General features: G+C 70.1%; 27 protein-coding genes. 19 read left to right on the top strand and 8 right to left on the bottom strand.

The window, feature by feature from the left end:
* The first annotated feature begins 63 nt into the window (after window positions 1-63).
* The 3 genes from ACFO6V_RS18155 to ACFO6V_RS18145 are packed head-to-tail and all read left to right on the top strand — an operon-like array spanning window position 64 to window position 1720.
* Complete coding sequence (locus tag ACFO6V_RS18155; protein WP_377137630.1) at window positions 64-1005, top strand: EamA family transporter; 942 nt, start codon at window positions 64-66, stop codon at window positions 1003-1005.
* A gap of 48 nt (window positions 1006-1053) precedes the next feature.
* The gene (locus tag ACFO6V_RS18150) at window positions 1054-1464 is read left to right on the top strand and encodes a DoxX family protein (RefSeq protein ID WP_377137628.1); all 411 of its coding nucleotides are present in this window, start codon (window positions 1054-1056) and stop codon (window positions 1462-1464) included.
* Window positions 1465-1519: 55 nt separating this feature from the next.
* The gene (locus ACFO6V_RS18145) at window positions 1520-1720 is read left to right on the top strand and encodes a hypothetical protein (RefSeq protein WP_377137626.1); all 201 of its coding nucleotides are present in this window, start codon (window positions 1520-1522) and stop codon (window positions 1718-1720) included.
* A 45-nt stretch (window positions 1721-1765) separates the two neighbouring features.
* Here ACFO6V_RS18145 and ACFO6V_RS18140 read toward each other — a convergent pair whose 3' ends face one another.
* Together ACFO6V_RS18140 and ACFO6V_RS18135 are read right to left on the bottom strand one after the other, a co-directional pair.
* Window positions 1766-3013 (bottom strand): MFS transporter, encoded by a 1248-nt coding sequence (locus ACFO6V_RS18140; protein WP_377137624.1) that lies wholly within the window; start codon window positions 3011-3013, stop codon window positions 1766-1768.
* 137 nt (window positions 3014-3150) lie between these two features.
* Entirely contained in the window at window positions 3151-3669 is a 519-nt protein-coding gene (locus ACFO6V_RS18135; RefSeq protein WP_377137622.1) for a MarR family winged helix-turn-helix transcriptional regulator, read from the bottom strand.
* A gap of 90 nt (window positions 3670-3759) precedes the next feature.
* On the opposite strand from ACFO6V_RS18135, the gene ACFO6V_RS18130 reads away from it, so the two are divergent.
* From ACFO6V_RS18130 to ACFO6V_RS18120, 3 genes are all read left to right on the top strand, one after another.
* The gene (locus ACFO6V_RS18130) at window positions 3760-4383 is read left to right on the top strand and encodes an NADPH-dependent F420 reductase (protein ID WP_377137620.1); all 624 of its coding nucleotides are present in this window, start codon (window positions 3760-3762) and stop codon (window positions 4381-4383) included.
* Window positions 4380-5291 carry a VOC family protein gene (locus ACFO6V_RS18125; protein ID WP_377137618.1) on the top strand — a complete coding sequence of 304 codons (912 nt, stop codon included), beginning with the start codon at window positions 4380-4382 and terminating at the stop codon, window positions 5289-5291. Before ACFO6V_RS18130 ends, ACFO6V_RS18125 begins: the two co-directional genes overlap by 4 nt.
* 65 nt (window positions 5292-5356) lie before the next feature.
* Window positions 5357-5740 (top strand): YciI family protein, encoded by a 384-nt coding sequence (locus ACFO6V_RS18120; RefSeq protein WP_377137616.1) that lies wholly within the window; start codon window positions 5357-5359, stop codon window positions 5738-5740.
* Window positions 5741-5759: 19 nt separating this feature from the next.
* Here ACFO6V_RS18120 and ACFO6V_RS18115 read toward each other — a convergent pair whose 3' ends face one another.
* From ACFO6V_RS18115 to ACFO6V_RS18105, 3 genes are read right to left on the bottom strand one after another with little or no spacing between them, the layout of a single operon-like run.
* Window positions 5760-6545 (bottom strand): MerR family transcriptional regulator, encoded by a 786-nt coding sequence (locus ACFO6V_RS18115; protein ID WP_377137614.1) that lies wholly within the window; start codon window positions 6543-6545, stop codon window positions 5760-5762.
* Complete coding sequence (locus tag ACFO6V_RS18110) at window positions 6542-7372, bottom strand: alpha/beta fold hydrolase (RefSeq protein ID WP_377137612.1); 831 nt, start codon at window positions 7370-7372, stop codon at window positions 6542-6544. The genes ACFO6V_RS18115 and ACFO6V_RS18110 overlap by 4 nt, the downstream gene beginning before the upstream one ends.
* 46 nt (window positions 7373-7418) lie before the next feature.
* Window positions 7419-8027 (bottom strand): TetR/AcrR family transcriptional regulator, encoded by a 609-nt coding sequence (locus ACFO6V_RS18105; protein WP_377137610.1) that lies wholly within the window; start codon window positions 8025-8027, stop codon window positions 7419-7421.
* 120 nt (window positions 8028-8147) lie between these two features.
* Here ACFO6V_RS18105 and bdeA point away from each other — a divergent pair, with 120 nt between their 5' ends.
* Window positions 8148-9023 carry a bis(hydroxyethyl) terephthalate hydrolase gene (gene bdeA / locus ACFO6V_RS18100; protein WP_377137608.1) on the top strand — a complete coding sequence of 292 codons (876 nt, stop codon included), beginning with the start codon at window positions 8148-8150 and terminating at the stop codon, window positions 9021-9023.
* A 105-nt stretch (window positions 9024-9128) separates the two neighbouring features.
* On the opposite strand, the gene map is transcribed toward bdeA, so the two are convergent.
* On the bottom strand, window positions 9129-9905 hold the full coding sequence (gene map / locus ACFO6V_RS18095) for a type I methionyl aminopeptidase (RefSeq protein ID WP_377137606.1): 777 nt from the start codon (window positions 9903-9905) through the stop codon (window positions 9129-9131).
* A gap of 67 nt (window positions 9906-9972) precedes the next feature.
* Between map and ACFO6V_RS18090 the strand changes: the two genes are divergently transcribed.
* A complete protein-coding gene (locus ACFO6V_RS18090) occupies window positions 9973-10275 on the top strand; it encodes a helix-turn-helix transcriptional regulator (protein WP_357447364.1) in 303 nt (100 codons plus the stop codon).
* Window positions 10276-10368: 93 nt separating this feature from the next.
* Here ACFO6V_RS18090 and ACFO6V_RS18085 read toward each other — a convergent pair whose 3' ends face one another.
* Window positions 10369-11211 (bottom strand): alpha/beta fold hydrolase, encoded by an 843-nt coding sequence (locus ACFO6V_RS18085; protein WP_377137603.1) that lies wholly within the window; start codon window positions 11209-11211, stop codon window positions 10369-10371.
* A gap of 110 nt (window positions 11212-11321) precedes the next feature.
* Between ACFO6V_RS18085 and ACFO6V_RS18080 the strand changes: the two genes are divergently transcribed.
* The 3 genes from ACFO6V_RS18080 to ACFO6V_RS18070 all read left to right on the top strand — a co-directional run bounded on the left by ACFO6V_RS18080 (window position 11322) and on the right by ACFO6V_RS18070 (window position 15871).
* Entirely contained in the window at window positions 11322-14075 is a 2754-nt protein-coding gene (locus ACFO6V_RS18080; RefSeq protein ID WP_377137601.1) for a helix-turn-helix transcriptional regulator, read from the top strand.
* Between the two features lie 96 nt (window positions 14076-14171).
* Window positions 14172-14996 (top strand): alpha/beta fold hydrolase, encoded by an 825-nt coding sequence (locus tag ACFO6V_RS18075; protein WP_377137599.1) that lies wholly within the window; start codon window positions 14172-14174, stop codon window positions 14994-14996.
* 50 nt (window positions 14997-15046) lie between these two features.
* Window positions 15047-15871, top strand: a complete 825-nt coding sequence (locus ACFO6V_RS18070) for an alpha/beta hydrolase (RefSeq protein ID WP_377137597.1) — start codon at window positions 15047-15049, stop codon at window positions 15869-15871.
* 50 nt (window positions 15872-15921) lie between these two features.
* Here the strand turns inward: ACFO6V_RS18070 and ACFO6V_RS18065 are convergent, their stop codons facing one another.
* Window positions 15922-16044, bottom strand: a complete 123-nt coding sequence (locus ACFO6V_RS18065) for a hypothetical protein (protein WP_377137595.1) — start codon at window positions 16042-16044, stop codon at window positions 15922-15924.
* 48 nt (window positions 16045-16092) lie between these two features.
* On the opposite strand from ACFO6V_RS18065, the gene ACFO6V_RS18060 reads away from it, so the two are divergent.
* From ACFO6V_RS18060 to ACFO6V_RS18025, 8 genes are all read left to right on the top strand, one after another.
* Window positions 16093-16680 (top strand): hypothetical protein, encoded by a 588-nt coding sequence (locus ACFO6V_RS18060; RefSeq protein ID WP_377137593.1) that lies wholly within the window; start codon window positions 16093-16095, stop codon window positions 16678-16680.
* A 96-nt stretch (window positions 16681-16776) separates the two neighbouring features.
* Entirely contained in the window at window positions 16777-16986 is a 210-nt protein-coding gene (locus ACFO6V_RS18055) for a tautomerase family protein (RefSeq protein ID WP_377137591.1), read from the top strand.
* Window positions 16987-17067: 81 nt separating this feature from the next.
* Window positions 17068-18060 (top strand): phosphotransferase enzyme family protein, encoded by a 993-nt coding sequence (locus ACFO6V_RS18050; protein ID WP_377137589.1) that lies wholly within the window; start codon window positions 17068-17070, stop codon window positions 18058-18060.
* Window positions 18061-18433: 373 nt separating this feature from the next.
* Complete coding sequence (locus ACFO6V_RS18045) at window positions 18434-19411, top strand: ABC transporter permease (RefSeq protein ID WP_377137587.1); 978 nt, start codon at window positions 18434-18436, stop codon at window positions 19409-19411.
* Between the two features lie 30 nt (window positions 19412-19441).
* Complete coding sequence (locus tag ACFO6V_RS18040; RefSeq protein WP_357502970.1) at window positions 19442-20362, top strand: carbohydrate ABC transporter permease; 921 nt, start codon at window positions 19442-19444, stop codon at window positions 20360-20362.
* Between the two features lie 124 nt (window positions 20363-20486).
* Entirely contained in the window at window positions 20487-21989 is a 1503-nt protein-coding gene (locus ACFO6V_RS18035) for an extracellular solute-binding protein (protein ID WP_377137585.1), read from the top strand.
* Between the two features lie 83 nt (window positions 21990-22072).
* Window positions 22073-22738, top strand: a complete 666-nt coding sequence (locus ACFO6V_RS18030; RefSeq protein WP_377137583.1) for a YesL family protein — start codon at window positions 22073-22075, stop codon at window positions 22736-22738.
* On the top strand, window positions 22735-25350 hold the full coding sequence (locus ACFO6V_RS18025; protein WP_377137581.1) for a beta-galactosidase: 2616 nt from the start codon (window positions 22735-22737) through the stop codon (window positions 25348-25350). Before ACFO6V_RS18030 ends, ACFO6V_RS18025 begins: the two co-directional genes overlap by 4 nt.
* Window positions 25351-25410: the final 60 nt, after the last annotated feature.

Here is a 25410-nt window from a genome sequence, read left to right as displayed (position 1 = left end):
CCTACAAGGACCTGTAGAAACTTTCGCTTGTCCTTCAGAACCGTCGCCGCACACACTCGGGCCATGCCGATCTCCCACCGCCTGCTCGCCGCGTCCGTCGCGGTGATGTGGGGCCTCAACTTCATCGCGATCGACGCCTCGCTCGGGCAGTTCCCGCCGTTCCTGCTCGTCGCGCTCCGGTTCGCGATCATCGCCGTCCCGACCCTGCTCCTCGTGCCGCGGCCGCAGGTGCCGGTGCGCTGGCTGCTCGGGTACGGCATCGGCTTCGGCACGCTGCAGTTCCTGTTCCTGTACTGGGGGATGGCCGTCGGCATGCCGACGGGGCTGGCTTCGCTCGTGCTGCAGTCGTCGGCGCCGTTCACCGTGCTGCTCGGCGCGGTCGCGTTCCGGGACCGGGTGACCGCGCGGCAGCTGGTCGGGCTCGGCGTGGCGACGCTGGGGCTGGCGGTGGTCGGCTGGTCCCAGGCGCAGGCCGCCGCGTTCGCACCGTTCCTGCTGGTGCTGGCCGGCGGGTTCGGCTGGGCGATCGGCAACGTGTCCAACGCGCGCGCCAGGGCGGCGAACCCGCTGCACCTCACGCTGTGGATGTCGGTGGTGCCGCCCGTGCCGATGCTCGCGCTGTCCCTGGTCGTGGAGGGTCCGGACGCGATCGCCGCGGCGTTCGTCCCCGGACCGCACATGGTCCCGGCGCTGGTCGGGCTGGCCTACACGGTGCTGATCGGGACGCTCGTCGGATCCGGGATCTGGACGTGGCTGATGGCCCGGCACCCCGCGGGCGTCGTCGCGCCGTTCTCGATGCTGGTCCCCGTGGTGGGACTCAGCGCATCGGCGGTGCTGCTGGGCGAGCACATCGAGGTCGCGACCGCGCTCGGCGCGGCACTGGTGATCGGGGGTGTGCTCTGGGGGTCGCTGCGCAAGGGAGGCGCTCGCACCTCGCCGGCGTCGGGCCGAGCTCAGGAAACTGTGACCGCGCCGCCCTCGACGCCAGAGCCGGTCGGGTCATAAAGTGTGGAGAAAGCGTGATCGACTGTAGGTCCTCTACCGGAGGCGACAATGGATGTCGTACTACTGATCGGCCGGGTGCTCTTCGTGGCCCTCTTCCTGGGAAGCGCCTTCGGCCACCTGACGCAGACGGACGCCATGGCCGGCTACGCGGCGTCCAGGGGCGTCAAGATGGCCAGACCGGCGACCCTCGCCAGCGGGGTGATGATGGTGCTCGGCGGCCTGTCCGTCCTGCTCGGCGTCTGGGGTGACCTGGGCGCGCTGCTCCTCTTCGTCTTCCTCGTCCCGACGGCGTTCCTCATGCACGGGTTCTGGCGCGAGACCGACCCGACGGCCAAGCAGACGGAGATGGTCCAGTTCAACAAGGACGTGGCGCTCGCGGGTGCTGCGCTGGCGTTCTTCTGGGCGTTCAGCCAGGATCCGGGCCTGACCGTCACGGGGCCGCTGTTCTCGATGGGCTGACCGGCAGGTACGCCCACTGCACGCCCTCTCACCACAACTCAGCTCGGAGGCAGTCGTGAAGTCAGCTCTGATGGTGCTCGGTGCCGTCCTCGTCCTCATGGGTGCCGTCTTCGCCCTCCAGGGACTCGGCTACCTCGCCGGTAGCGCGATGACGGGCGTGACGCTGTGGGCGGTCGTCGGCCCGATCCTCGCGGTCGTCGGAGTGGTGCTCATCCTCTGGGGCGCCCGAGCGGGCAGGCCCGGTAAGCACGGCTGACGCAGGGGCGCTCGGGCGCTGCCGGGAAGGCCCGGCGGGACGGCCTCAGGCGGCCGGCCCGTCGGCGTCCTCCAGCTCCTCCGGGTTGGGCAGCCTGGACAGGAACCGGAACGACACGAGCGCGACCACCGTCGCGATGCCGCCCGCGATCAGGAACGGCGCCCGCAGGTCGATCCGGCCGAGCAGCCCGCCCAGCAGCGAGCCCAGCGGCATGGTGCCCCAGAGCAGGGTGCGCCACGTGCCGTGGACCCGGCCGAGCAGGCGGCTCGGGATCGCGGCCTGGCGCAGCGACATGACGAGGATGTTCCACGCCGTCGTGCCGCCTGCCGACAAGAAGAAGCCGAATGCGACGACGCCGAGCACGGGGACCGCGCCCATCAGGACCAGCGCCGCGAGCGAGAGGGTCTGGGCGACGGCCATCACCGGTCCGGCCCCGAACCGCTCCTTGAGCCGGTTGGCGATCGACGCCGCGCCGAGCGAGCCCACCGCACCGGCCAGGATGAACGCCCCGTACCAGGCCTCCGGCAGGCGGAGCTGGTTCAGCACGTAGAGCACCATCGTGGCCGTGGCGGCCGAGAAGCACAGGGCTATCACCACGCTGATCAGCCAGAGCCTCCGCAGCATCGGGTTGCCCGCGATGTACCGGAAGCCATCGGTGAACTGCCGGTACCAGGCGACGTGCGGCACGCCGCTCGGGTCGGTGTGGTGCCTGCCTGCCGCGGCGAGCGGCAGGAACACCGCCATGACGCTCGCCACCGCATAGGTCAGCACGTTGATCCCGAGCGGCACCACCACGGAGACCGCGAACAAGGCCGAGGTGAGCGGCCCGGACAGGAACTGCTGGACGACGATCTCCCCGGCCTCGACCCGCGAGTTGGCGCGCGGCAGGTCCTGCTTGGCGGCGATGGACGGCAGGACGGCGCGGAGCGCGCCGTCGTAGACCGTCTCGAACGCCCCGTACGCGAACACGACGCCGTAGAGCCACCAGATCGTGAGCTGGTCCGTGGCGAAGAGCGTCAGCATGAGGACCGCGAGCAGCGTCCGGACGCCGTTGGCGAGCGTCATGGCGCGCCGCCGGTCGATCCGGTCCAGCAGGATCCCGGCGGGGATCGAGAAGATCAGCCACGGCAGCATCGCCACGGCCGCGATCCCGGAGACGAGCAGCGGGTCGTCGGTCAGCCGAGCCGCCAGCAGGGGAGCCGCCACCCTGGCGATGCCGTCCCCGAGGCTGGAGCTGACGTTCGCGATGATGACGTTCCTCAACGCCCGCCCGAGCGGCTGCCTGTTCCCCACGACGCGAGCCTAGGGGAGGTTGCGTGTCGGCGAACGTAGGCCTGGTCGCTCGATCCGGCCGAACGTAGGCTTCGTCGCCCTTTCGCCGGCCGAGCGTAGGTGTGGTCGCACTCAGAGGGCTGACAGAGCGACCATTCCTACGTTCGACGACGGGGCTCGACGGCGGTGGGCTGCGCCGCAGGCGTGCCCTCCGGCGGCTCCTCCGCGAGGCGGGCCGCGATCGTGCCCGTGATCTCCGCCAGGGCGTCGAGCTGCTCGGGCGTGAGCGCGTCGATGACCAGCCGCCGCGCTGTCGCGATGTGCCCGGGGACCGAGCGGATCAGCTCGCGTCGGCCGGCGCTCGTCAGGCCCACGTTGGTGGCACGGCGGTCCTCGGGGCAGGGGGCGCGGGTGATGAGCCCGCGCTTCTCCAGGCGCCCGCAGACGTGGGACAGCCGGGGCAGGGTGGAGACGGTGGCCTCGGCGAGCGCCGTCATCCGCATCGTCGGCCCGTCGCTGAGCTGGAGCCGGGAGAGCACCACGAACTCGAAGTGCGTCATCCCGGAGTCGCGCTGGAGCTGTCGGTCCAGCGCGGCCGGCAGGAGGCTGAAGACGGTGGTCAGGCCGAGCCAGGCCGCCGACTCCTGCTCGTTCATCCGGGGTACGCGTCGCTTCACCAGCCCATCCTACCGTTTGGTTGACGCGACAAGTAATCGGTGCGAGACTCGGAGTGTTGGTTGTAGGAACAACTATTTTTGGGAGCGCACATGACCACGGTCACCGTCATCGGAGCAGGAAACTTCGGCAGTGTTGTCGCGGGCATCGCGGCGAAGGGCGGGACCGGCATCCAGGTGCTCGCCCGCGACGTCGAGAAGGCGCGTGCGGTCGCCGGCCCGCTGGGCGGCACGGCAGGCACCGTCGGCGACGAGGTGACCGGCGACGTCGTCGTGCTGGCCGTGCCCTACGGTGCCGTCGCGGACCTGGTCGAGGTGTACCCGACCGCGTTCGACGGCAAGGTCCTCGTCGACGTCACCAACCCCGTCGACTTCAGCACCTTTGACGACCTCGTCGTCCCGGCCGACTCCTCGGCGGCGAAGCAGCTGCAGGACGCCGTCCCGGGCGCGAAGGTCGTCAAGGCGTTCAACACGAACTTCGGCGGCACGCTCGCGAGCGGCGAGATCGGCTCCGTGCCGACGACCGTGCTCGTCGCCGGCGACGACGCGGACGCGAAGCAGACGCTCGTCGAGCTCGTGACCGCGGCCGGGCTGCGCGGGCTGGACGCCGGTTCGCTCAAGCGGGCCCGGGAGCTGGAGGCCGTCGGCCTGCTGCAGATGACCCTCGCCGGCGCCGAGAAGATCTCCTGGGGCGGCGGCCTCGCCCTGATCTCATGAGCACGCAGAACATCGTCCCCGCGTGGCGGCAGGGCAGTGTCGCCACCGCGGGGACGGCGCCCGACGGCACCCGGATGGACACCGTGGAGCTGCTCGTGCGCGACCTCGACGCCATGACCGCGTACTACCAGGACGCGGTGACCCTCGACGTCCTCGACCAGTCGGGCGCGAACGCGACGCTGGGCCGGGGCGGCGTGCCGATCATGGTGCTCCGCCAGGAGAAGGACCTGCCGGGCGCGGACCCGCGTGGCGCAGGGCTCTATCACACGGCGATCGTCTTCGAGGACGAGCGGCGTCTTGCCGCTTCGCTCGCGTCGATGGCGCAGCGCGTGCCGGAGATCTACACCGGCAGTGCCGACCACCTCGTGAGCGAGGCGTTCTACTTCACCGACCCCGAGGGCAACGGCGTCGAGCTGTACCGCGACCGCCCCCGCGAGGAGTGGACGGTCCGCCCGGACGGGACCGTCGCCATGGCCAGCGAGTACCTCGACCCGAACCAGTTCCTGCGGCGCTGGCACGACCCGGAGGCGTCCGACGCCGGCCCGTCCGCCGCCATCGGGCACGTGCACCTGCAGGTGGGCGACCTCGTGTCGGCGCGACAGTTCTACGTCGACACGCTCGGGTTCGACGTCACCGCCCAGCTGGGGGACTCCGCCCTGTTCGTCTCGGCAGGCGGCTACCACCACCACATCGGCATGAACACGTGGCGCAGCGCGGGGGCGGCGCCGCGCGCCTCGACGCTCGGCCTCGGCGACGTCCGGATCCTCGTGCCCACCCGGTCCGACGTCGAAGCCCTCGCCGACCGCCTCCGGTTCCACGGCATCCCGACGGCCGACGACGGCGCGACGCTCCGGTTCGCGGACCCGTGGAACACGCGGCTCGCCGTATCGCCGGAGACCGAGGGCTGATCGCCGGACTGGTCGGCGGGCCGGTCGCCGGGCCACCCGGCGGGCCACGGTCGTAGCCTGGTCGTATGCCGCGCGATCCGAACATCCCCGACGCGTTCGACGTCTACACCGTGGTCGTGCTGCGGCGTCCGCCGGACGCGCCGGAGATGTCGGACGAGGAGCTGGACGCGCTCCAGACGCGCCACCTCGCGTACCGCGCCGAGCTGGCCCGGCGGGGCGCCGCCGTTGCGAACGGTCCGTTCTTCGGTCAGAGCGACGAGTCCTACCGCGGCATGTCGATCTTCGCGTGCGACGCCGCCGAGGCCGCACGGCTCTCCGATGCCGACCCGTCGGTCCAGGCGGGTCGGCTCGCCTACGACGTCATGGAGTGGTGGGTGGCCGCCGGCTCGCTCGCCTTTCCGCACGCCGGCGGCCCGGTGGGCGACCGCCGCTCGATGCCCGACGACTGACGCCCGTCCGTCCGGGCGGTCACTGGTGGGGTACCCGCACCCCCGCGGCGCGCAGCCTCGCCTCGACGAGCGCGGTGAGCCGGGCCGACGTCGGCCACTCCTCCTGGCCGTGGGTGTTGACCATCCCGTACCGCGTAGCGGTGTCGGGCTGGGCCCGGAACCCCGCGGGCATCGCGAGCAGCTCGGGCTTGGCCAGCAGGTTGTCGGCGAGCGCGGACGCCAGCTCCTCGACCCGCGGGTCGTCCGGGTCCCACGACAGCGCGTCCCAGCTGCGCTGGGTCAGGTCGACGAACTCCGGGTCCTCCAGCCGGTGCTCGAGCTGGGTCACGAAGCTGTCGAAACCCTCCGGCACCAGCGCCCGGAACAGCACCAGCGCCTCGCGCTGGCCCGCGACGTAGTCGGGGCTGAAGCCGAGCTCGCGCATCCGGTCGAGGACCGCGCAGGCGCGGTCGGGGAGCAGCGCCCGGTCGTCGGCGAGCCGGTGCAGCGTGTCCCGCCGGGCGATCAGGTCCTCGATCCGGTCGGTGAGCTGCTGCTCGACGTCGGTGAGCGCCACGGCGAACCGCTCGGCGTCGGCGTCGAGCAGGGTGCCGATGTCGGCGAGCGGGACGCCGGCCGCGGCCAGCGTCCGCACCTGGACCAGCCGCAGCAGGTCGTCCGACCCGTACCGGCGGTACCCGGAGCTGTCCCGGCCCGGCTCCTCGACCAGACCCAGCTTGTGGTAGTGCCGCACGGTCTTGATGGTGACCCCGGCGAACGCCGCCGCCTGACCGATGGTGATGCCGCCCGCCGTCCGCCCGCTCATCGCCCCAGTCTGCCCCGCGCTCGCGGGGCGGCGGCGAGCTCGCGCACGGCGTCGGCGACGGCGGGGGAGTCCTTGCGCAGGATGCTGCCGTGGTTGCTGGAGACCTTCGCGCTGACCTGCAGGTTCGCGTTGAGGGGCAGCAGCGGGTCGAGGGTCTTGCGCATCTGGTCCTGCAGGTCGTCGCGGCTGCCCAGCCCTTCCCCGGAGGCGACGACGTACCGCACGGGCACGGGCAGTTCCGTCAGGATCGGCACGAGGTCGGCGTGCAGCTGGTGGGCCTCGATGGCGAGTTCGGCGTGCACCTCCGCCGAGAACCGCCCCGCCATGCCCAGCCGGCGGGCCAGCGGCAACATCGGCTTCATCCGCCGGAACACCCGGCGGATCTCCTCGTGGCCGGCCTCGTCGGTCCAGCCGGCCGGGAACGGGCCGTCGACACCGACCACGCCCAGGGTGCGCTCCGGGTGCCGGTTCGCCCAGTGCACCGCGAGCAGCGCACCGTAGGACCAGCCCACGAGCAGGGCGCTCTCGACGCCCCGGGCCGCGAGGACCGCGTCGATGTCGCGGACGCACGCCTCGAACGAGTAGTCGGCGGAGAGCTTCGACCGGCCGCGGGCCCGCTCGTCGAAGCTGATGTGCCGGTAGCCCGACCCTAGGTCGGCGACCACGCGCTTCCAGTGCCGCTGCGAGGCGTAGGAGCCGTTGAGGTAGACGACGGGGATGCCGGGGCCGCCTGAGTCGGTGACGGCCAGCGCCGTGTCGTCGACGGGGACCATGCCGGTCCAGGAGGCGCTGTTCGGACGGGGCGAGTTCACGTTGAGGTTGCTCATGCGGCGAGCCTCCAGCTTGACCTCGGGTCAAGGTCAAGCCCCGGAATCAGACGCGTTGCTGGGCCGGCGGCTGCCAGCCGGCGCTGCGTCGGTCCAGCTCGGCGGCCAGGTTCTCGAACGCCGCCCGGACGCGCTTCTCGTCGTCGGTGACCAGGAAGTCGACGAGCAGCCCGCGCAGCGTCGAGAGCAGCGACGTCGCCAGCGCGGAGGCCTCCGGCTCCGGGCAGCCGTGCCGCACCAGGCCCGCGGCCAGCAGGGCCGTCCGCTGCTGGATCGACCGCGCCACGGCGTCGCGCAGCTTCGGGTTGTCGTGCATGGCGTGCCCGGTGATCGCGGTGAAGAGCCGGATGTAGCGGCGCCCCTTGTCCGACGTCGCCCGTCGCCAGATGGTCTCCAGCGGCTCCGGGTCGTCGTCGACCAGGTCGGGCAGTGCGAGCGTCTGGGCGAGGACCAGGTCGACGATCGCGGCGACCAGGTCGTCCTTGGTCGTGAAGTGGTGCACCAGCGTCGCATGGCTGACGCCGACCGTCTGGGCCACCTTGCGCAGCGACAGGCCGGCCAGGCCGTGGTCGAGCGCGTGCTCGGTCGCGGCACGCAGGATCTCCCCACGGCGATGTTCGAAGCGCAGCTTGCGGCCGTCCACGTGCTCGTTCACGGGTCGACCCTAGTCAACGACCGCCGTGCATCAATCTCCAGAATGTCTTGACCGAGTGGTAGAGCTACTTTATCGTCGGTCCGGTCAGTAGTTGTCTCACCGATCTCGAAGGGGCGATTCATGAGGCATCTGATCCGCAAGGCTGGTGCAGCGCTCGTGACCGGGCTGCTGCTCGCCGGCACCGCCGTCGTGGGTATGCCGATAGCGCACGCCGACGACAACCCGTACGAACGTGGTCCCGATCCGACCGTGGCGAGCATCGAGGCTCGCCGTGGTTCGTTCGCTGTCGCCGACGTGGGCGTCTCGCGTCTTGCCGTCACCGGTTTCGGTGGCGGCACCATCTACTACCCGACCAGCACCGCCGAGGGCACGTTCGGGGCGGTGGCGGTCGCACCCGGCTACACGGCCAGCCAGTCGAGCATGGCCTGGCTCGGCCCGCGGCTCGCGTCGCAGGGGTTCGTCGTCTTCACCATCGACACGAACACCACCTCGGACCAGCCGTCCTCGCGCGGTGACCAGCTCCTGCGGGCGCTGGACTACCTGACGACGCGCAGCGTGGTCAGCAGCCGGATCGACGCCGACCGGCTGGCCGTCATGGGCCACTCGATGGGCGGCGGGGGATCGCTCGAGGCGGCCAAGGACCGGCCGTCGCTGCAGGCAGCGATCCCGCTCACGCCGTGGAACACGGACAAGACGTGGCCGGAGGTCAGCACGCCGACCCTGATCGTCGGCGCGGAGAACGACTCGATCGCCTCCGTCCGCTCGCACGCGGAGCCCTTCTACCAGTCCCTCCCCAGCGGCGCCGACAAGGCGTACCTGGAGCTGCGCGGTGCCAGCCACTTCGCGCCGAACACGGACAACACGACCATCGCCAAGTACAGCATCTCCTGGCTGAAGCGCTTCGTCGACGACGACCTGCGCTACGACCAGTTCCTGTGCCCGGCGCCGTCCACGAGCACGACGATCAGCGAGTACCGCAGCACCTGCCCGTACTAGGAGCTGGGCGTCGTCGGTCGAGCCACCTCCGCTGGTCGAGCTTGTCGAGACCCACCAAGGTCTCGACAAGCTCGACCAACTAGGCGGCTCGACCGGCGAAGGGCGCTACGCCGGCCTCGGGAGCGTGAGGATCTCCGCCCCGTCCTCGGTGATCGCGATGGTGTGCTCGCTGTGCGCCGTCCGGCAGCCCGTCACGCTGCGGAGGGTCCAGCCGTCGGCGTCGGTCACCAGCTCGTCGGTGTCCGACATGACCCAGGGCTCCAGCGCGAGCAGCAGCCCGGGCCGCAGCTTGTACCCGCGGCCGGGCCGGCCCGTGTTCGGGACGTGCGGGTCCTGGTGCATCGTCGATCCGATGCCGTGCCCGCCGAACTCGACGTTGATCGGGTACCCGTCCGCGCTGAGCACCGTGCCGATGGCGTCGGAGATGTCACCGATGCGAGCTCCGGGGCGGGCGACGGCTATCCCGGCCCGCAGCGCGCGCTCGGTCGTGTCGATCAAGGCGACGCTCTCGGCGGGCCGGCTGTCGCCGACGACGAAGCTGATGGCGGAGTCCGCGGCGATGCCGTCCAGCGAGACGGCGAGGTCGAGGGTCAGCAGGTCGCCGTCGGCGAGCCGGTAGTCGTGCGGCATCCCGTGGAGGACGGCGTCGTTGACGGCCGTGCAGATGTAGTGGCCGAAGGGCCCGCGCCCGAACGACGGCGCGTAGTCGACGTAGCAGGACTCCGCACCGGCGTCGACGATCATCGCCTTGGTCCACCGGTCGATGTCCAGCAGGTTCGTGCCGACCACGGACCGCTCGCGCATCGTCTGCAGGATGGTGCCGACCAGGGCGCCCGCGCCCCTCGCCCGGACCAGTTCGGTGGCGTTCAAGATCTCGATCATGTGGTGCCCTTCGCACGTCTTCCAATAACTATCCCGGCCATACTATCCCGGTACTATGATCGGCAGCATGGTCAGGTTGCCGCTCACACCCGCGGAGGTCGAGCGCGGACAGCGTCTCGGCGCTCTTTTGCGTCGCGCGAGGGGCGAGCGCTCGATGCTCGAGGTAGCGCTCGACGCCCGCGTCTCCCCGGAGACCCTCCGGAAGATCGAGTCGGGTCGGGTGGCTACTCCCGCCTTCCCGACGGTCGCGGCGATCGCGGAGGTCCTCGGGCTCTCCCTCGACGCGGTGTGGGCAGAGATGAACCCGGCCGACGACGGCGTCGGTTCCGCCAGGGCAGGCCGCAACGCGCGGGAGTGGCTGGCGTCCTAGGGGCTATCGCCAAGCGCCGCTGGGGCTCACATCTCTCGCGACGGCCTCCGATGGGATAGGCGCCGCGAGAGATGTGGCGGGAGCTCCGTCGGGTCAGCTCCGTGCAGCTTCGAGAATGACCCTGGCGACGGCGCTGGGCTGGGTCATCATGACGACGTGCGAGCTGTCGATCTGTACCGTCGTGGACCCAGCGCGTTCAGCCATCGCCCGTTCGGCCTCTGGCGGGATGATCCGGTCCTGGTTGGCGACGATGTACCAGCTGGGGATCTCTTCCCAGGCCGGCGGGCCGGACGAGATCAGCAGGGCGCCGAGGGCGCCCGGGCGCTGGCTCGCAGCCATGAAGCGGGCCTGGTCCCGGGGCAGGTCCTGGGCGAAGAGCCGGTGGAACCAGGCGGGGTCGATGTAGGCGTCGGCGTCGTTGGGCGGAGCCCCGGGGTAGGGGCGCAGGACCAGGTGGTCGGTGACGACGGTGTGGCCGCCGCCGAGCTGGTTGGCCGTGGCCACGTTCTCGCCCTCGGCAGGTGCGTAGGCGGCGACGTAGACGAGCGCCTTGACGTCGGGGTCGCCGGTCGCGGCGTTGGTGATGACCGCGCCGCCGTAGGAGTGCCCGACCAGCACGAGCGGGCCGGGGACGGTGTCGAGGAACTGGCGCAGGTACTCGCCGTCGGACACGGGGCCGCGCAGCGGGTTGGAGAACGCCAGGACGGGATAACCGCGGTCGGTGAGGCGGTCCGCGACCGCCTCCCAGCCGCTGGAGTCGGCGAACGCGCCGTGCACGAGGACGATGGTGGGCTTCGGGCCGTGATCCGGGTAACCGCCCTGGGCACCGCGCGTGCCGGCCGGCGAGGTCGAGCCGGCCACGGGCGAGAGGGCGAGCAGCGCCGTGGCGAGCGCGGCGATCAGAACGGTGGGGCGGGTGATGCGTCTCCTGGTCATCAGGGGGCCTCCTGTCGGTGTGGGGACACAAAAGATCATCCGCACTTGGGCGGGTGAACTGGACCACGTGAACCGCGTAGTCTCTCGCCGCCGGTCCTACCGTGGAGGGCATGGAAAACGCCGATGCGCTCCTGGGTCGCGATGAAGAGCAGCGTCGGTTGGCCGCGCTCCTGGGCGCAGCGCGCAACGGGCGTGGTGGCTCCTTGCTGGTCCTGGGAGAGCCAGGAATCGGCAAGACCTACCTCCTTGCCGAAGCGGCCCGGCAGGCAAGCGTCGACGTGATCCGGCTGGATGGTTACGAGTCGGAGTCGGCGATGCCGTTCGCCGCCGCGCAGCGGCTCGTAGCCATGCTGCAGCGGCACCACGCAGCGCTTCCGGAACGGCAACGGCAGGCGTTAGAGGTGGCGTCCGGTGTAGCTGACGGGCCCGCACCCGATCGGTTTCTCGTCGGACTGGGCATGCTCGGGCTGCTGGCGGCAGCAGGAGCCGACCAGCCGGTCGTGTGCCTGATCGACGACGCGCACCTGATCGACTCCGAGAGCTTGGATGCGCTCGCGTTCGTGGCACGCCGCATCGCGGTCGAGCACGTCGCGGTCGTGTTCGCGGCCCGCGACGAGGAGGGCTTCGCGGACCGGATCGGTGGTGTGCCACAGCTCGCACTGACCGGCCTCCACCTAGACGACGCCGTCCGGTTGCTGAACCGTTCGACGACCCGGCCGTTCGCGCCGTCCGCGGCCGCTGCCATAGCGCGAGCGACCGGCGGTAACCCGCTGGCCCTGATCGACCTGGCCGGTGACGCGCTCGTGCACGAGCTGCCCGACCTGGGGCTGGCCGGGGTCCCGCTGCCGGTCGGTCGGCACCTCGAGGCACACTACGTTCGCCAGGTACGGCGGTCCGACCCCGGCGTGCAGTCATGGGTGCTGCTGGCTGCCGCGGACTCGACGGGAAATGTCGACCTGCTGGGTGCGGCAGCGGTCCAGCTGGGGCTTCGTCCCGACGGCGGTGACCGCGCCGAGGTCGCCGGCCTCGTGGAGCTGGAACCGGTCGTGCGGTTCCGGCATCCGCTGGTGCGGTCCGCGGTCTACAACGCTGCTCCGGGCGCCGAGCGCCGACGGGTGCATGGCGCTCTCGCCCGCGCCGCGGAGCAGCTCGGCCTGGTGCAGACCGAGGCCTGGCACGCCGCCCGTGCCGTCCTGGGAACGGACCCCGAGGTGGCCGATCGGCTGGCCCATTCGGCAGACCTGGCGGCTCGGCGTGGTGGCCTGGCCTCCCAGGCCACCATCCTGACCCGCGCGGCCGAGCTCAGCCCGCCCGGACCGGTGCGCGATGCACGTCAGGTCGGTGCAGCGGAGGCGGCTCTGGCTGCTGGGGCGATCCATGTGGCCCACCGCCTTGTCGAGCAGATCGATCCCTCCGCGGCCGAAGCTGTCACCCAGGGGCGGGCCGTCTCCGTGCGCAGCGCGCTGGGCCTGTTCTCCGGTAACCCGGACGGAGTGCGTGGTGCCACCGCCGGGAACCTGCAGGCGGCCGACGCGTTCCACGGGCACGATCCCGAACGGGAGCAACGAGCGCTGCTCAGCGCGTTTCACACCGCCTGCACCGCCGAACGAATGATCCTGGGCACGACCCCGGACGCCCTCGGCCACCGCATGGTCGCGGGCGTCGGAGTGGCCGACGGCCCTGCATCGGTCATCCTCCGTGGTCTCGGCGCGCTGGTCCTGGAGCCCTACGAGCAGGCGGTGGTGCCCGCCCGGGCTGCGCTGGATGCGATCCTCGCGCTTCCTGATCACGACATGATGCAGATGGGCTCGGTGATCGCCTCCCTCGGAACGTTCCTCTGGGACAACGAGGGGCGTGCTGACGCTCTCACCCGAGCCGCCACCGCCGCTCGCGATGCCGGAGCGCTGCAGCTGGTCGACTCCCTGTTGTGGATCATGGCCCTGTCCGAGCTGTGGGGCGGCAGCCTGCGCCGTGCCGTGATGTTCGACGAACTGGTCCGCGAGGTACGGAGGGCCATGGGCTACGACGCCGAGAACGTCATCAACGCCGCCGTCATGGCCTGGACCGGATCACCGCTCGAGGTCGTGGCCGCGATCGCCGACGGGGCTGACGCAACCGGGTTCGGCGGCGTCAGCTCGGCCGCGCGCGCATCGATCGCGTCACGCCACCTCGCGGACGGGAGGTACCAGGAGGCGTACGACCAGCTGACCCCGCTCCTTGCCGACAATTTCCTGCACACCACACCCACCTACTACCCCGACTACGTCGAGGCCGCTGTACGCAGCGGGCACCACGGCGACGCCGAACGGGTCGCGACGTCTCTCGCGCAGCTGGCCGACGCCAACGGTTCGCCCTGGTGCCGCGGGCTCGCCGAGCGCGGGCTGGCGCTCGTCAGTACGCAGGACGCCGAGCCGCACTACACGGCCTCCATCGACACGCTGGGCAAGACGGGAGCCGAGGTGGACCTGGCCAGGTCCCACCTCGTCTACGGGGAGTGGCTCCGCCGCACCCGGCGACGTCGCGAGGCCGGTGAACAGCTGCGGCTCGCCCTCGAGCACTTCAGGCACAGCGGCGCCGACCTCTTCGTCGCACGCGCGACCACCGAACTGGCACCCCTCACCGACCCCGGGGACATCGGCAGTGCGCCACGGCAGTTCGACCTGACCACGCAGGAGCACACCATCGCGCAGCTCGCTGCGGCCGGGCGCACCAACCCCGAGATCGCCGCGAACCTGTTCATCAGCCCGAACACCGTCGACTACCACCTCCGTAAGGTCTTCCAGAAGCTCGGTGTCTCCTCCCGGCGCCAGCTGGCCGACCGCCTCACGCCGACGCCGACCGAAGAACGCCCTACGACGTCGTAGGAGAACGACGGACTACGAGGATCACGTGGTCCGCGACCAGCAGGCCCGGCGGCAAGGTCGAGATGTCAGAGCTCGACCGAACCGAGGAGGCCCACCATGCCTTACATCACCACCGACGACGGCGCCCAGATCTTCTACAAGGACTGGGGAACCGCGGGCACGCCCGTCCTGCTCAGTCACGGCTGGCCGCTGAACTCCGACGCCTGGGACGCCGCGGCGTTGTTCCTCGCCGAGCACGGCCACCGCGCCATCGCGCACGACCGGCGCGGGCACGGACGCTCCAGCCAGACCTGGGGCGGCAACGAGATGGACACCTACGCCGACGACCTTGCCTGCCTGATCGATGCCCTCGACCTGCGGGACCTGACCCTCGTCGGCCACTCCACCGGCGGGGGCGAGATCGTCAGGTACATCGGCCGGCACGGCACCAGCCGCGTGGCGAAGCTCGTGCTGGTCTCGGCCGTCCCGCCCCTGATGCTGCAGACCGATGACAACCCCGAAGGGCTGCCGATCGACGTGTTCGACGGGATCCGCGCGGGCGAGAAGGCCGACCGGTCCCAGCTGTATCGCGACCTGGCCGACGGACCGTTCTTCGGTCACAACCGGCGGAACGACGTCGACCAGGGGTTCCGCGACGCGTTCTGGCTGCAGAGCATGGCGTCCGGCCACCGTGGAGCCCACGAGTGCATCGCCGCGTTCTCCGCGACCGACTTCCGCCCCGACCTGGCCAAGGTGGACGTCCCGACCCTGGTCATCCACGGCGACGACGACCAGATCGTGCCCTTCGACGTCGGCGGCAAGCGGTCCGCCGCGATGGTCGACGGCGCGACGCTCACCGTCTACGAGGGCAGCAGCCACGCGCTGCCCGACACCGACCGCGACCGCCTCCACGCCGACCTTCTGGCGTTCGTCGACGCCTGACCGGCGTCGACCCACTCACCGACTGACCCTTTCACCAGAGGAGCACCACCATGAACGCAGCACAGCCAGACACCGTCGTCCTGGTCCACGGCCTGTGGATGACGCCGCGCAGCTGGGAAGGCTGGATCTCCCACTACGAGGCCAAGGGCCTCACCGTCCTGGCCCCCGGCTACCCAGGGTTCGAGATCGAGGTCGAGGCACTGCGCGAGAACCCCGAGATCATCGCCGACCTGACCGTCCCCGAGACCGTCGACCACCTTGCCGGCGTCATCGAGGCGCTGGACAGCCCGCCGATCATCATGGGGCACTCGTTCGGCGGCACGCTGACCCAGCTCCTGCTCGCTCGGGGCCTCGGTGCCGCGGCCGTCGTGGTCGACTCCGCGCCGACCGAGGGCGTCCGGGTCAACCCGCTGTCCCAGGCGAGGTCCCTGTTCCCCGCGCTGAAGAACCCCGCCAACCGGCACCGCGCCGTCGGGTTCACGCCCGAGGAGTTCCACTACGCGTTCACCAACACCCTCTCGGCCGAGGAGTCCCGGCAGGTCTGGGAGCGCTACGCCATCGCAGCGCCCGGCCACTGGGTGTGGGAGTACGGCCTCTTCGCCAACTTCAAGCCCGGACCCCAGGAGACATGGGTGGATTACACCGCCGACCGGGCTCCATTGCTGTTCATCGGCGGCAGCGAGGACCACATCATGCCGACCTCGGTGAACAAGGCCAACGCCAAGCACTACGACAAGTCGCCTGCGATCACCGAGTACTACGAGTTCGCGGGCCGCGACCACTGGACCTGCGCCGCACCCGGCTGGGAGGCCGTCGCCGACCACGCCCTCACCTGGGCGCTGGAGCACGCGACGGCGAGCGACCCCGTCGCCTGACCTGCGCCGACGTACGAGGCCGAGCCGGCCCGCGGCCGGCTCGGCCCACCTCAGTCCACCAGCGCGCCGCCGGTCAGGTTCACCACCGTCCCGGTCATGGCTCCGGCGCGATCCGAGGCGAGGAAGGCGGCGGTCATCACGTACCGGCGCGTCCGCTCCCGGATCGGTGGCATCGCCGGGACCATGGGCCGACTCAACGGACGGGCTGAGGGAGCAGATCCATGGGATTGACCGGACACATCGTCGTCGCGCGGAGCGACGGGCCGCTCGAGCAGGTGCCGTTGTTCGCATCGATCGCGGCGCCTCCGTCGCCTGAGGGGGATGTGACCTCGCGATGGCCGGTCACGACGGGGTGGCAGGCCGTGGAGTTCACTGACGGCTACTGGGACGAGATCCGGTTGACGGAGCTCACCGAGCTGGTCCGGGTGACGGGTGCTCCGGCGAGCAGCGCGTGGGTCCTGGACAGCGACTGCGCGATCGTGACCGGGCTTGCGCCAGGCGGCAGGCCTTGGCGCGTAGGGCTGAACGTCGACACCCTCGTCGAGTTCGGAAAGGACGATCCAGAGGCAATCCTGTGCACGTACGACACGGACATCGACGAGTACGGAGACCGCATCCGGGCGCACGTCCCACATGGTGCGGCCGACCTCCTGGCCTGGGCAGCGGCAGCCGGGTTCACTGGAGCATCCCAGCGGCAGATCGAGGACCTGCTGCGCTCGACGTCCGTCTTTGTCGAGGACATCTGGGAGGACATCCTCGTAGCGCTCGGCTTCCCGCTGCCGTGGACCGAAGCCCCTGCATCCTCATGAGCGAGGCCAACGGGTCTGACGCCGCCACTGGGCAGAGGCCCAGCGCTGCCGCACGGCGAATCACGCAACCAGCTGCATCGTGGTGGGATGTCGCGCATGCCTGTGATCCATGTGCTGAACGCATCACCCCGCGACGCCGACACCAAGCGCGAGCTCGTGGCGGAGCTGACCGCGACCTACGCCCGCGTGATGCGGATGAAGCCCGACACGATCCGGGTGGTCATCCAGGAGATCCCGCGCGAGAACTGGGGCGTGGGCGGTGTGACGCTCGCGGACTCGGGTCAGGACGAGAACCTTCCGCGGTAGCGCGACCGTTCGGCGGGCAGGGGGCCGGAAACCGAGTATTCCGTTGCCGGCCGAGGGCGGTGCCCGTGAGGCTGTCCGTCGATGATGCCGTTGACAGAGATCGATCGTCTGAAGCGAACAGTCACCTCCGCGTGGGAGAGCCCGGTCGCTGACCAGGTCGCCCTCGCCTGGGGGTACCCAGCGGGGACCGCGAAGTGGTGGCGCTCCAGCGCCTCCCACGTGTTCGTCCTGCCCGACCCGCGGGGCAAGCGCTACCTGCGGTTCGTGCCCGACACTTACCGGGCCGCCGGCGCGGTCGAGCCGGCGAGCGTCCTCATGCACCGGCTGGCCACGGACGGCGCGGCAGTGGTGCGCCCTGTTCCCACCGAGACGGGCAGCCTGACGGCGACCTTGCCGACGGAGCTGGGCACCATGCACGCCATGGTGGTCGAGGCCGCGGCGGGACACGAGATCGACGCGGAAGACCTCACGGACGACCTGGTGCGCGAGTGGGGCCGGGCCCTTGCCCTGGTGCACGACGGCGCGGCCGCCATCGACGTCGACCTCCCAGACGCCTTTGTCGAGCTAACCGAGGTCCCGGACCGGTTCGCCGAGGATCGCGCGCTCGTGAAGGCCGCCGCCCGGCTGGCCGACCGGCTCGCGCGCCTGCCGCGTGACCGATCGCGGTTCGGGGTGGTGCACGGCGACTTCGAGCTGGACAACCTGGCCTGGGACGCGGGCCGGGCGACCGCCTTCGACTTCGACGAGGCCGCGCAGTCCTGGTACGCCGCCGACGTCGCCTACGCCCTGCGCGACCTGACCGGTCCCGACGGGGAGCCGGACCCCGCGCGCCGGCACCTCGTCCACGCGTTCGTCGCCGGGTACCGCGGCGTGCGGGCGCTCGATGACTCCGACCTGGCGAACCTGCGGCTGTTCGCCGGCGCGCACGCGGCCTGCTCGGCGGTCCGCATCGCCCGCGCTCTCGACTCGTCCGGGGCTGACGAGCCTGGGTGGAGAGCGGAGCTCCGCGCCGACCTGACCGTCATGGCGGGGGCGCAGCGGGACCTCGCGGTCGCCGTCGCCGAACGCGACTAGCCCTCGAACGTAGGCCGGGACTGGCCCCCGAACGTAGGCCTGGTCGCGCCACGAGCCCTCACCAGGCGACCAGCCCTACGTTCGGGGCGTGCCGCTCGCAGAGAGCGACCAGCCTACGTTCGGGCGCGGCCGTTGGGGTCGAATCCGGGCCCGCACGCGGCTGCCCCGAGCGTCCAGTCCTTTTCGCCGCATACGTTCCAACGTTATAGAACCGTGATTTCCAATGCTTGACCGCATGGAGGCGTGCCCCCTACCCTCATGTTCACGTTAACTTGTTATCGTTAACATGCGAGCAACGATGCTCAGCGGCCTTCAACGGAGAGTGGCGCATGACAGAGATTCCGGTCGTCGAACCGGCTGAACGGCGATGGCTATGGCAGTCACGCTGACGGGGCCGGTCGTCCGGCCCGAGACGCCGACGGTGACGGTGAAGAAGCCGAAGTCGCTGCTGAAGAGCATCGCCCGCAACAAGGTGCTGCTCCTCATGTGCCTTCCGGCGATCGTGTTCTTCGTCGTCTTCAGCTACGGTCCGCTCCCCGGCGTGTGGATCGCATTCACGAGCTTCAACTACCGGGACGGGATCTTCGGCAGCGAGTTCGTGGGGATGCGGAACTTCGAGTTCCTCATCCAGTCCGGGCAGCTGTGGCAGCTCACGCGGAACACGCTGCTCTACAACCTGGCCTTCATCGTCCTGGGCAACATCCTGCAGATCGCGCTGGCGATCATGCTGAACGAGATCAGGTCGAAGTACTTCAAGAAGATCAGCCAGGCCATCATGTTCCTGCCGTACTTCATCTCGGTGGTCCTGGTCGGCGTCATCGCGTTCAACCTGCTCAACTTCGACACCGGCGCGATCAACGCGCTGATCGAGCAGACGGGCGGCGACCCGATCAAGATCTACAGCACGGCGGGCCTGTGGCCGATCATCATCATCCTGTTCCAGCTCTGGCAGAGCACCGGGTACGGATCGATCGTCTACTTCGCGGCAATCATGAGCATCGACAACTCGTTGTTCGAGGCCGCGGCCATCGACGGGGCCTCGGCCTGGCAGCGCATCCGGTACATCATCCTGCCGAGCCTGAAACCCACGTTCATCATCCTTCTGCTGTTCTCGCTCGGCGGGATCATGCACGGCAACTTCGGGCTGTTCTGGAACCTGGTGGGCAACAACGCTGCTCTGTTCGCCACCACCGACATCATCGAGACGTCCGTCTACCGCATGATCCTCTCGCAGAACAACTTCACCTCGTCGACGGCCGTGGGGCTCTACCAGTCCCTCTTCGGGTTCGCCCTCGTGATGCTGGCCAACTGGATCGTCCGAAGGATCAACAAGGACTATGCGCTGTTCTAACCTGCGCCGTTCTGACAGAGAGGGGGCGTGATGAGTCACGTCGTCGCAGTGAAGCGGCCGAGGAAGGTCAGGCTCGACAAGAGTGACTACATGCTGCGGGGTATCTCCTACTTCACGGTCACGCTCTTCACCTTGTTCTGTGCGCTGCCCTTCATCATGATCGTCTCCGCCTCCTTCTCCAGCGAGGGCGCGATCATGAGGGAAGGATTCGGGCTGCTGCCCAAGGAGTTCACGCTCGACGCCTACGAGTACATCTTCCGGGCGCCCCGGCAGATCATCGGCTCGTACGTCGTGACCATCCTGATGACCGTGTGCGGCACGGCCCTCGGATTGTTCATCATCGCGATGACCGGATACGCCCTACAGCGGCGTGACTTCCCGTTCCGGAACTGGATCTCGTTCTTCATCTACTTCACTACCCTCTTCTCCGCGGGTCTCGCGCCCACGTACCTCTGGGTGGCACGTGATCTCGGGCTCAAGGGGAGTTATCTGGCGGTATTCCTCCAGCTCCTGATGACGCCCTGGCTCATCATCCTGATGAAGAACTTCGCGCGCTCCATGCCCTACGAGATCATCGAGTCCGGAAAGGTCGACGGCGCGGGAGACTTCCGGATCTTCCTGCAGCTCGCGCTCCCGATGATGAAGCCGGCGCTGGCCACTCTCGGCCTGTTCCTGGCCCTCGGTTACTGGAACGAGTGGTATCTCTCCTCGCTGTATCTGGGCAGCACCGTGGAGTTCAAACCGCTCCAGTACCACCTGTACAACATCATCAACACCGCGAATGCGCTCAGAAACTCGGTGGCGGGCTCGAACGTGAGCATCACCGAGCTACCGAGCAACACCCTGAAGATGGCGAGCGCCGTCGTCGCCACCGGGCCGATCGTGCTCCTGTACCCCTTCGTCCAGAAGTATTTCGTCTCCGGAATCACGGTCGGAGCCGTGAAGGGCTGACGCCCGCTTCCATGACCGTTCGAAACATCCGCAAGAACATCTGCAGTACGAACCACAATTCGAGGGAGTCTCAACGATGAGAAAGTCTTTCGCGAGGGTCGGGGCCGCAACGCTCGCCCTGGCCATGAGCACCGCAACACTGGCCGCCTGCGGTCCGGGTGGTGGGTCCGACTCCGGTGAACCGACCGAGATCACCATGCTGGTCCTGGGTGACAAGCCGGAGAACGGCCGCCTGGAGGCGATGCTGGAGGAGCTGAACCCGCGCCTGATCGAGGAGGCGAACGCCACCCTGGACTTCTACTACGTGGAGTGGGCCGACTGGCAGACGCAGTACAACACCCAGCTCCTCTCTGGTGATGACAGCATCGACCTGATCACCACCGCCACGGACTGGCTGTTCGCCTGGGAGAACGCGGAGAAGGGTGCCTTCCTGCCGCTCTCCGCGGAGATGCTCCAGGAGCACGCCCCGCGGACGTGGGAGCAGGTCGAGGCGAACGGGAACTGGGACAAGGCGACGCTCGACGGGGAGATCTACTTCATCCCTGAGGACAACTACACCCAGTGGACCAACCACGGCTTCTTCTACCGCGGCGACTGGGCGAAGGAGGCGGGCTTCGAGGACGGCACGATCACGAAGTTCGAGGACTTCACCACCTACTTCGAGTGGGTCAAGGAGAACAAGAAGGACGCCTACCCCTGGGACGTCGCGGGGGCCAACGACCACGCGCTGTCCGGGTACCTCCAGGGTCACACCGACGGCCAGACGATCCAGCAGATCACCGCGGGCAACTACTGGCCGTTCCAGACCACCGAGGCGGACCCCAACACGGTGACCTCCTGGTACATGGAGGGTGACGAGCTGCTGGAGGCCGCGGAGCTGGCGAAGGAGTGGAACGACCTCGGCGTCTGGCGCGAGGACGCGCTGAACTACGACGGCGTCACGCGGGAGCTGTTCTACGCGGGCCTCTCCGGCGTCGACCAGCACCACGCGTCGACGTTCGTCAGCGCGATCGTCGACAACATGACCAAGAAGCAGCCCGGGTCCGACCCGAAGTTCTTCTACTGGGGTCAGGAGAACGGGAACTTCTTCCGGGACATCCCCACGCACGGAGCCATGGCGGTGAACGCCACCTCGGGCAACCCCGAGAAGGCGCTGGAGGTCTACGACGTCCTGCGCAACGACGAGGAGATCTACACGCTCCTCAACTACGGCATCGAGGGCACCGACTACGTCATGACGGAGGACGGCAAGCTGGACCGGCCCGAGGGCTGGGACGAGACCACCGACGCCCTGGGGTCGAACTTCTGGGGCGGCCGGATGGACGAGTTCGAGCCGGACCGGGTCACGGACGCGCCGAACAAGCAGGAGATCTACGACGGGCTCGACGCGGCGGCGAAGGACTACCCGTACACGACGCTCATGGTGAACAAGGACCTGATCGACCCCTACCTGGCGGCTATGGGCGGCGTGCTCTCCGAGTACATCCCGCAGCTCCAGTACGGCAAGTTCGACGACCCGGCCGCGGCGATCGCGGACATGCGCGCGGAGCTGGAGGCCGCGGGCTACGAGGACGCGCGGACCGCCGTCCAGGCAGACCTGGACGCCTGGGCAGAGACGCAGGGCTAGTCACCGGACCGGTGGTCGGTAGTCCGAAGGGCTACCGACCACCGACAGCCGTACCACCGGCCACATCAAGAGACAGGGCGATCGTGAGCAAGATCTTCCACCCGGACTCACCGCTCCTGCGGTTCCTGGACAAGGTCGCGGACGTGATGATCCTCAACCTCGTGTTCATCGCGACGGCGATCCCGGTCGTCACGCTCGGCGCCGCGCTGACCGCCCTGAACTACACCGCCATGAAGATCGTGTCCGGCGAGAGCACGTCGGTGGCGGGCGACTACCTCAGGTCGTTCCGGACGAACTTCAAGCAGGCGACGCTCCTGGGCCTGGCCGTCGTGGGCCTCGCCCTGGTCCTGGCGGCCTGGTACGTGGTCGTCGACAACCTCGACGTCCCGATCATCGTGCGGATCGTCCTGCTGGTGGTGTTCTACCTCGTCGCGTTCCGGTTCGTGCTCGCGATGCTGTACGTCTTCCCGTACAACGCGACGTTCGAGAACACCGTCCTGGAGGTACTGAACAACTCGCGCCTGATGTCGCTCCGGCACCTCTTCGGGTCCCTGGCCATCGCCGCGGTCACCGCGCTCCCCGTCGTCATCACCGTCTTCTACCCGAGGGTGGCGGTGTACGGGCTGCTCTGGTTCCTCATCGGGTTCGCGGGGATCGCCGTCGTGAACGCGGTCCTGTTCACGAGAATCTTCCGCACGTACATCACCGAGCCCACCACCGAACCCGCCGAGAGCGAAGGTACGAGATGACGACGCAGACGGACACCACCGTAGGGCTGAGCCCCTCCGGGCTCGTGCTCGACGGCGCCGAGCAGGTGCACCTGTGCGCCTCGCTGTTCTACTTCAGGGTGCCGCGCGAGGCCTGGGCGGACCGCCTGGCTCAGGTGGCGGCGTCCGGCTACACGCTCGTGGACGTCTACGTCCCGTGGAACTTCCACGAGACCGCGCCCGGCCGGTGGGACTTCGCCGGACGGCGCGACGTCGGCGAGTTCCTCGACCTGGCCCGCGACGCCGGGCTCGGCGTCGTCGCCCGGCCCGGCCCGTACATCTGCTCCGAGTGGGACGGCGGCGCGCTCCCCGCATGGCTGCCCCTCGAGGACGGCCTGGCCCTGCGGCAGGCCGAGCCGCGCTACCTGCGGCACGTCGAGGCCTGGTTCGACCAGGTGATGCCGCTGCTCGCGGCCCGGCAGCGCGACCGGGGCGGCGCCGTCGTCGCCGTCCAGGTGGAGAACGAGCTCGACTTCTTCGGCACTGCTGACCGGCCCGCCTACATGGCCCGGCTGCACGAGCTGACGCTCGGCCACGGCATCACGGTGCCCGTCGTGGCCTGCGCCGGGCAGGGCGACCTCGCGGGGGCCACCGGGGGAGTCGACGGCATCACTCCCGCGTTCAACTTCTACCCCGACGACCTGTCGCCGTACATCGAGGCGGAGGTGCGGCAGTACGCCGACCTCGTCGCCGGTCGCGGCGAGCCGCTGCTGGTCATGGAGACCAACCGCCGGCACGCGACGTTGCGCAGGCTGCTGGTCAGCGGCGCGAAGGTCATCGCGCCCTATCTCCAGGCCTCGGGATTCGACTTCGGCTACACGCCCTCGGTGGGCAACTGGGGCGACCCGGGCGGGTTCATGTCCCACGACTACGACTTCGGCGGGTACCTCGACCCGGTCGGCGTGCCCCGCCCCGAGATGGCCGAGGCCCGCGTCCTCGCCCGGGTGCTGCGCACCCTCGGGCCCGCGCTCGCCCGGTCGACCACCGCGTCCGCCGACGGCGCCTTCCGGGTCGACGTCGCCACCAGCGCGTCGCCGTCCAGGCTGGTGCTCGACGGCGGGGGCGAGCTGATCGGCATCCCGAACCTGACCGACGACGCCGGGACCGCCGCGTTCCCGGCCTGGTTCGGCGGACCCGAGGTCGCGGTGCCGCTGCCGGCGGCGTCGTGCCTGCTGGTGCTGCGGGACCTGCCGCTGGACCGGTTCGGTCTGCCGGGAACCCTGCGCCTGGCGAGCGCCGACCTCGTCGGCGCCGGACCGGACGGGATAGAGCTGGCGACGGCCGGCGCGAGCGTCGTCGTGCTGGAGGCTCCGGGCGGGCGGCCGGTGCTGGTCGAGCTGGAAGCCCCCGGACCCGGCGCCCCGGTCCGCGCACGGATCGAGGCGGGGGTCGACGGCGTGGCGTGGGCGGTCGTCGTCCGCCATCCCATCGACGTGGACGCGGATGCGCCGTCGGACGGCGGTACCGCCGGGGGCGATCCGCCCGTCGAGCACCCGCCGCTCACCACCCTGACCGGGCTCGACCTCGCCGCCCGCACCGGACGCACCACGCGGCACGAGGTGCCGCCGTCGTCGGAGGAGGTGGGTGTGCACCGCGGGCGTACGCACTACTCGACAGACCTCGACGGGGCGGACGAGCTGCTGGTCGAGGGTGCGTCGGACATCGTCGACCTCGCGCTCGACGGGGTGGCGCTGCCCACCGTCGCGGGCTTCGGGGCCACCTTCCTGCTGCCGGTGGCCGGGGCGGGACGCCTCGACGCGACGGTCGAGACCTGGGGGCACGCGAACTTCGACGACGTCCGCCTCCCGGCCCTGCGCCTGGGGTCGCTCCGCGGGCTCGGCAGGGTGTGGTCGGTCGTCGGCCGGTCCGACGTGTCCGCGCTGTGGCGCGTGACCGCGGCGGGCGGCTGGCCGGGCGAGCCGGCACCGCTGCGCACGCTCGGCGGCTGGAGCAGCACCCGCGTCGGAGAGCCGACCACCTACTCGCGCGGCCTCGCCATGGATGACGACGCAGGCGAGGCGCACCACCAGGCGTTGCGCCTGGCCGGGGTAGCGGGGTCGGTCCAGGTGAGCGTGGACGGCGTGGCGCACACCGTGACCGAGGACGATCCCTGGCTGCACCTGGCCCCCGGCGCGGGGCGCACGGTCGCGATCACCGTGCCGCACCGGCCGGGAGCGGACCTGACCGCCGAGCTGTTCCGTCTGGAACCGGTCAGCGGCTGGGACGTGGAGGCGCAGTCCGACGAGGCGATCCTCGACCTGTCACGCGCCGACGCCGCGGGGGAGACCGTCGCCCTGCCGCTGGAGCTGGCACCCGGCGAGGAGCGGTGGTTCGACGCAGCGGTGCCGCCGGGCGGGCTCTCGCTCGGGTTCGAGGGCGCACAGGTGCGGGTCAGCGCGTTCGCCGGCGGGGAGCTGCTGGGCCGGGTATGGCTCGACGACCCCGCACGGCCGCGGTTCACGGGCGGCGACGCAGGCCGGCTGTGGCTGCCTGCCGCGTGGAACGACGGGACCGTCCGGCTCCTGGTCCGCGCCACGCGCGGGGCCGAGGGGCCGGTGCTCGGGGGAGTGCGGCTCACCGCGACCCGGGGCTGAGCCGGTCGCGGAGACGAGACCGCGGAAACAAGCTCGGATGTGGGGTTGACCCTGACGCAG

The sequence above is a fragment of the Promicromonospora alba genome, assembly GCF_042654905.1.
Lineage (GTDB): Bacteria > Actinomycetota > Actinomycetes > Actinomycetales > Cellulomonadaceae > Promicromonospora > Promicromonospora alba.
Note: the sequence above shows the minus strand (reverse complement) of the source record. Positions and strands in the feature narration are given on the sequence as shown.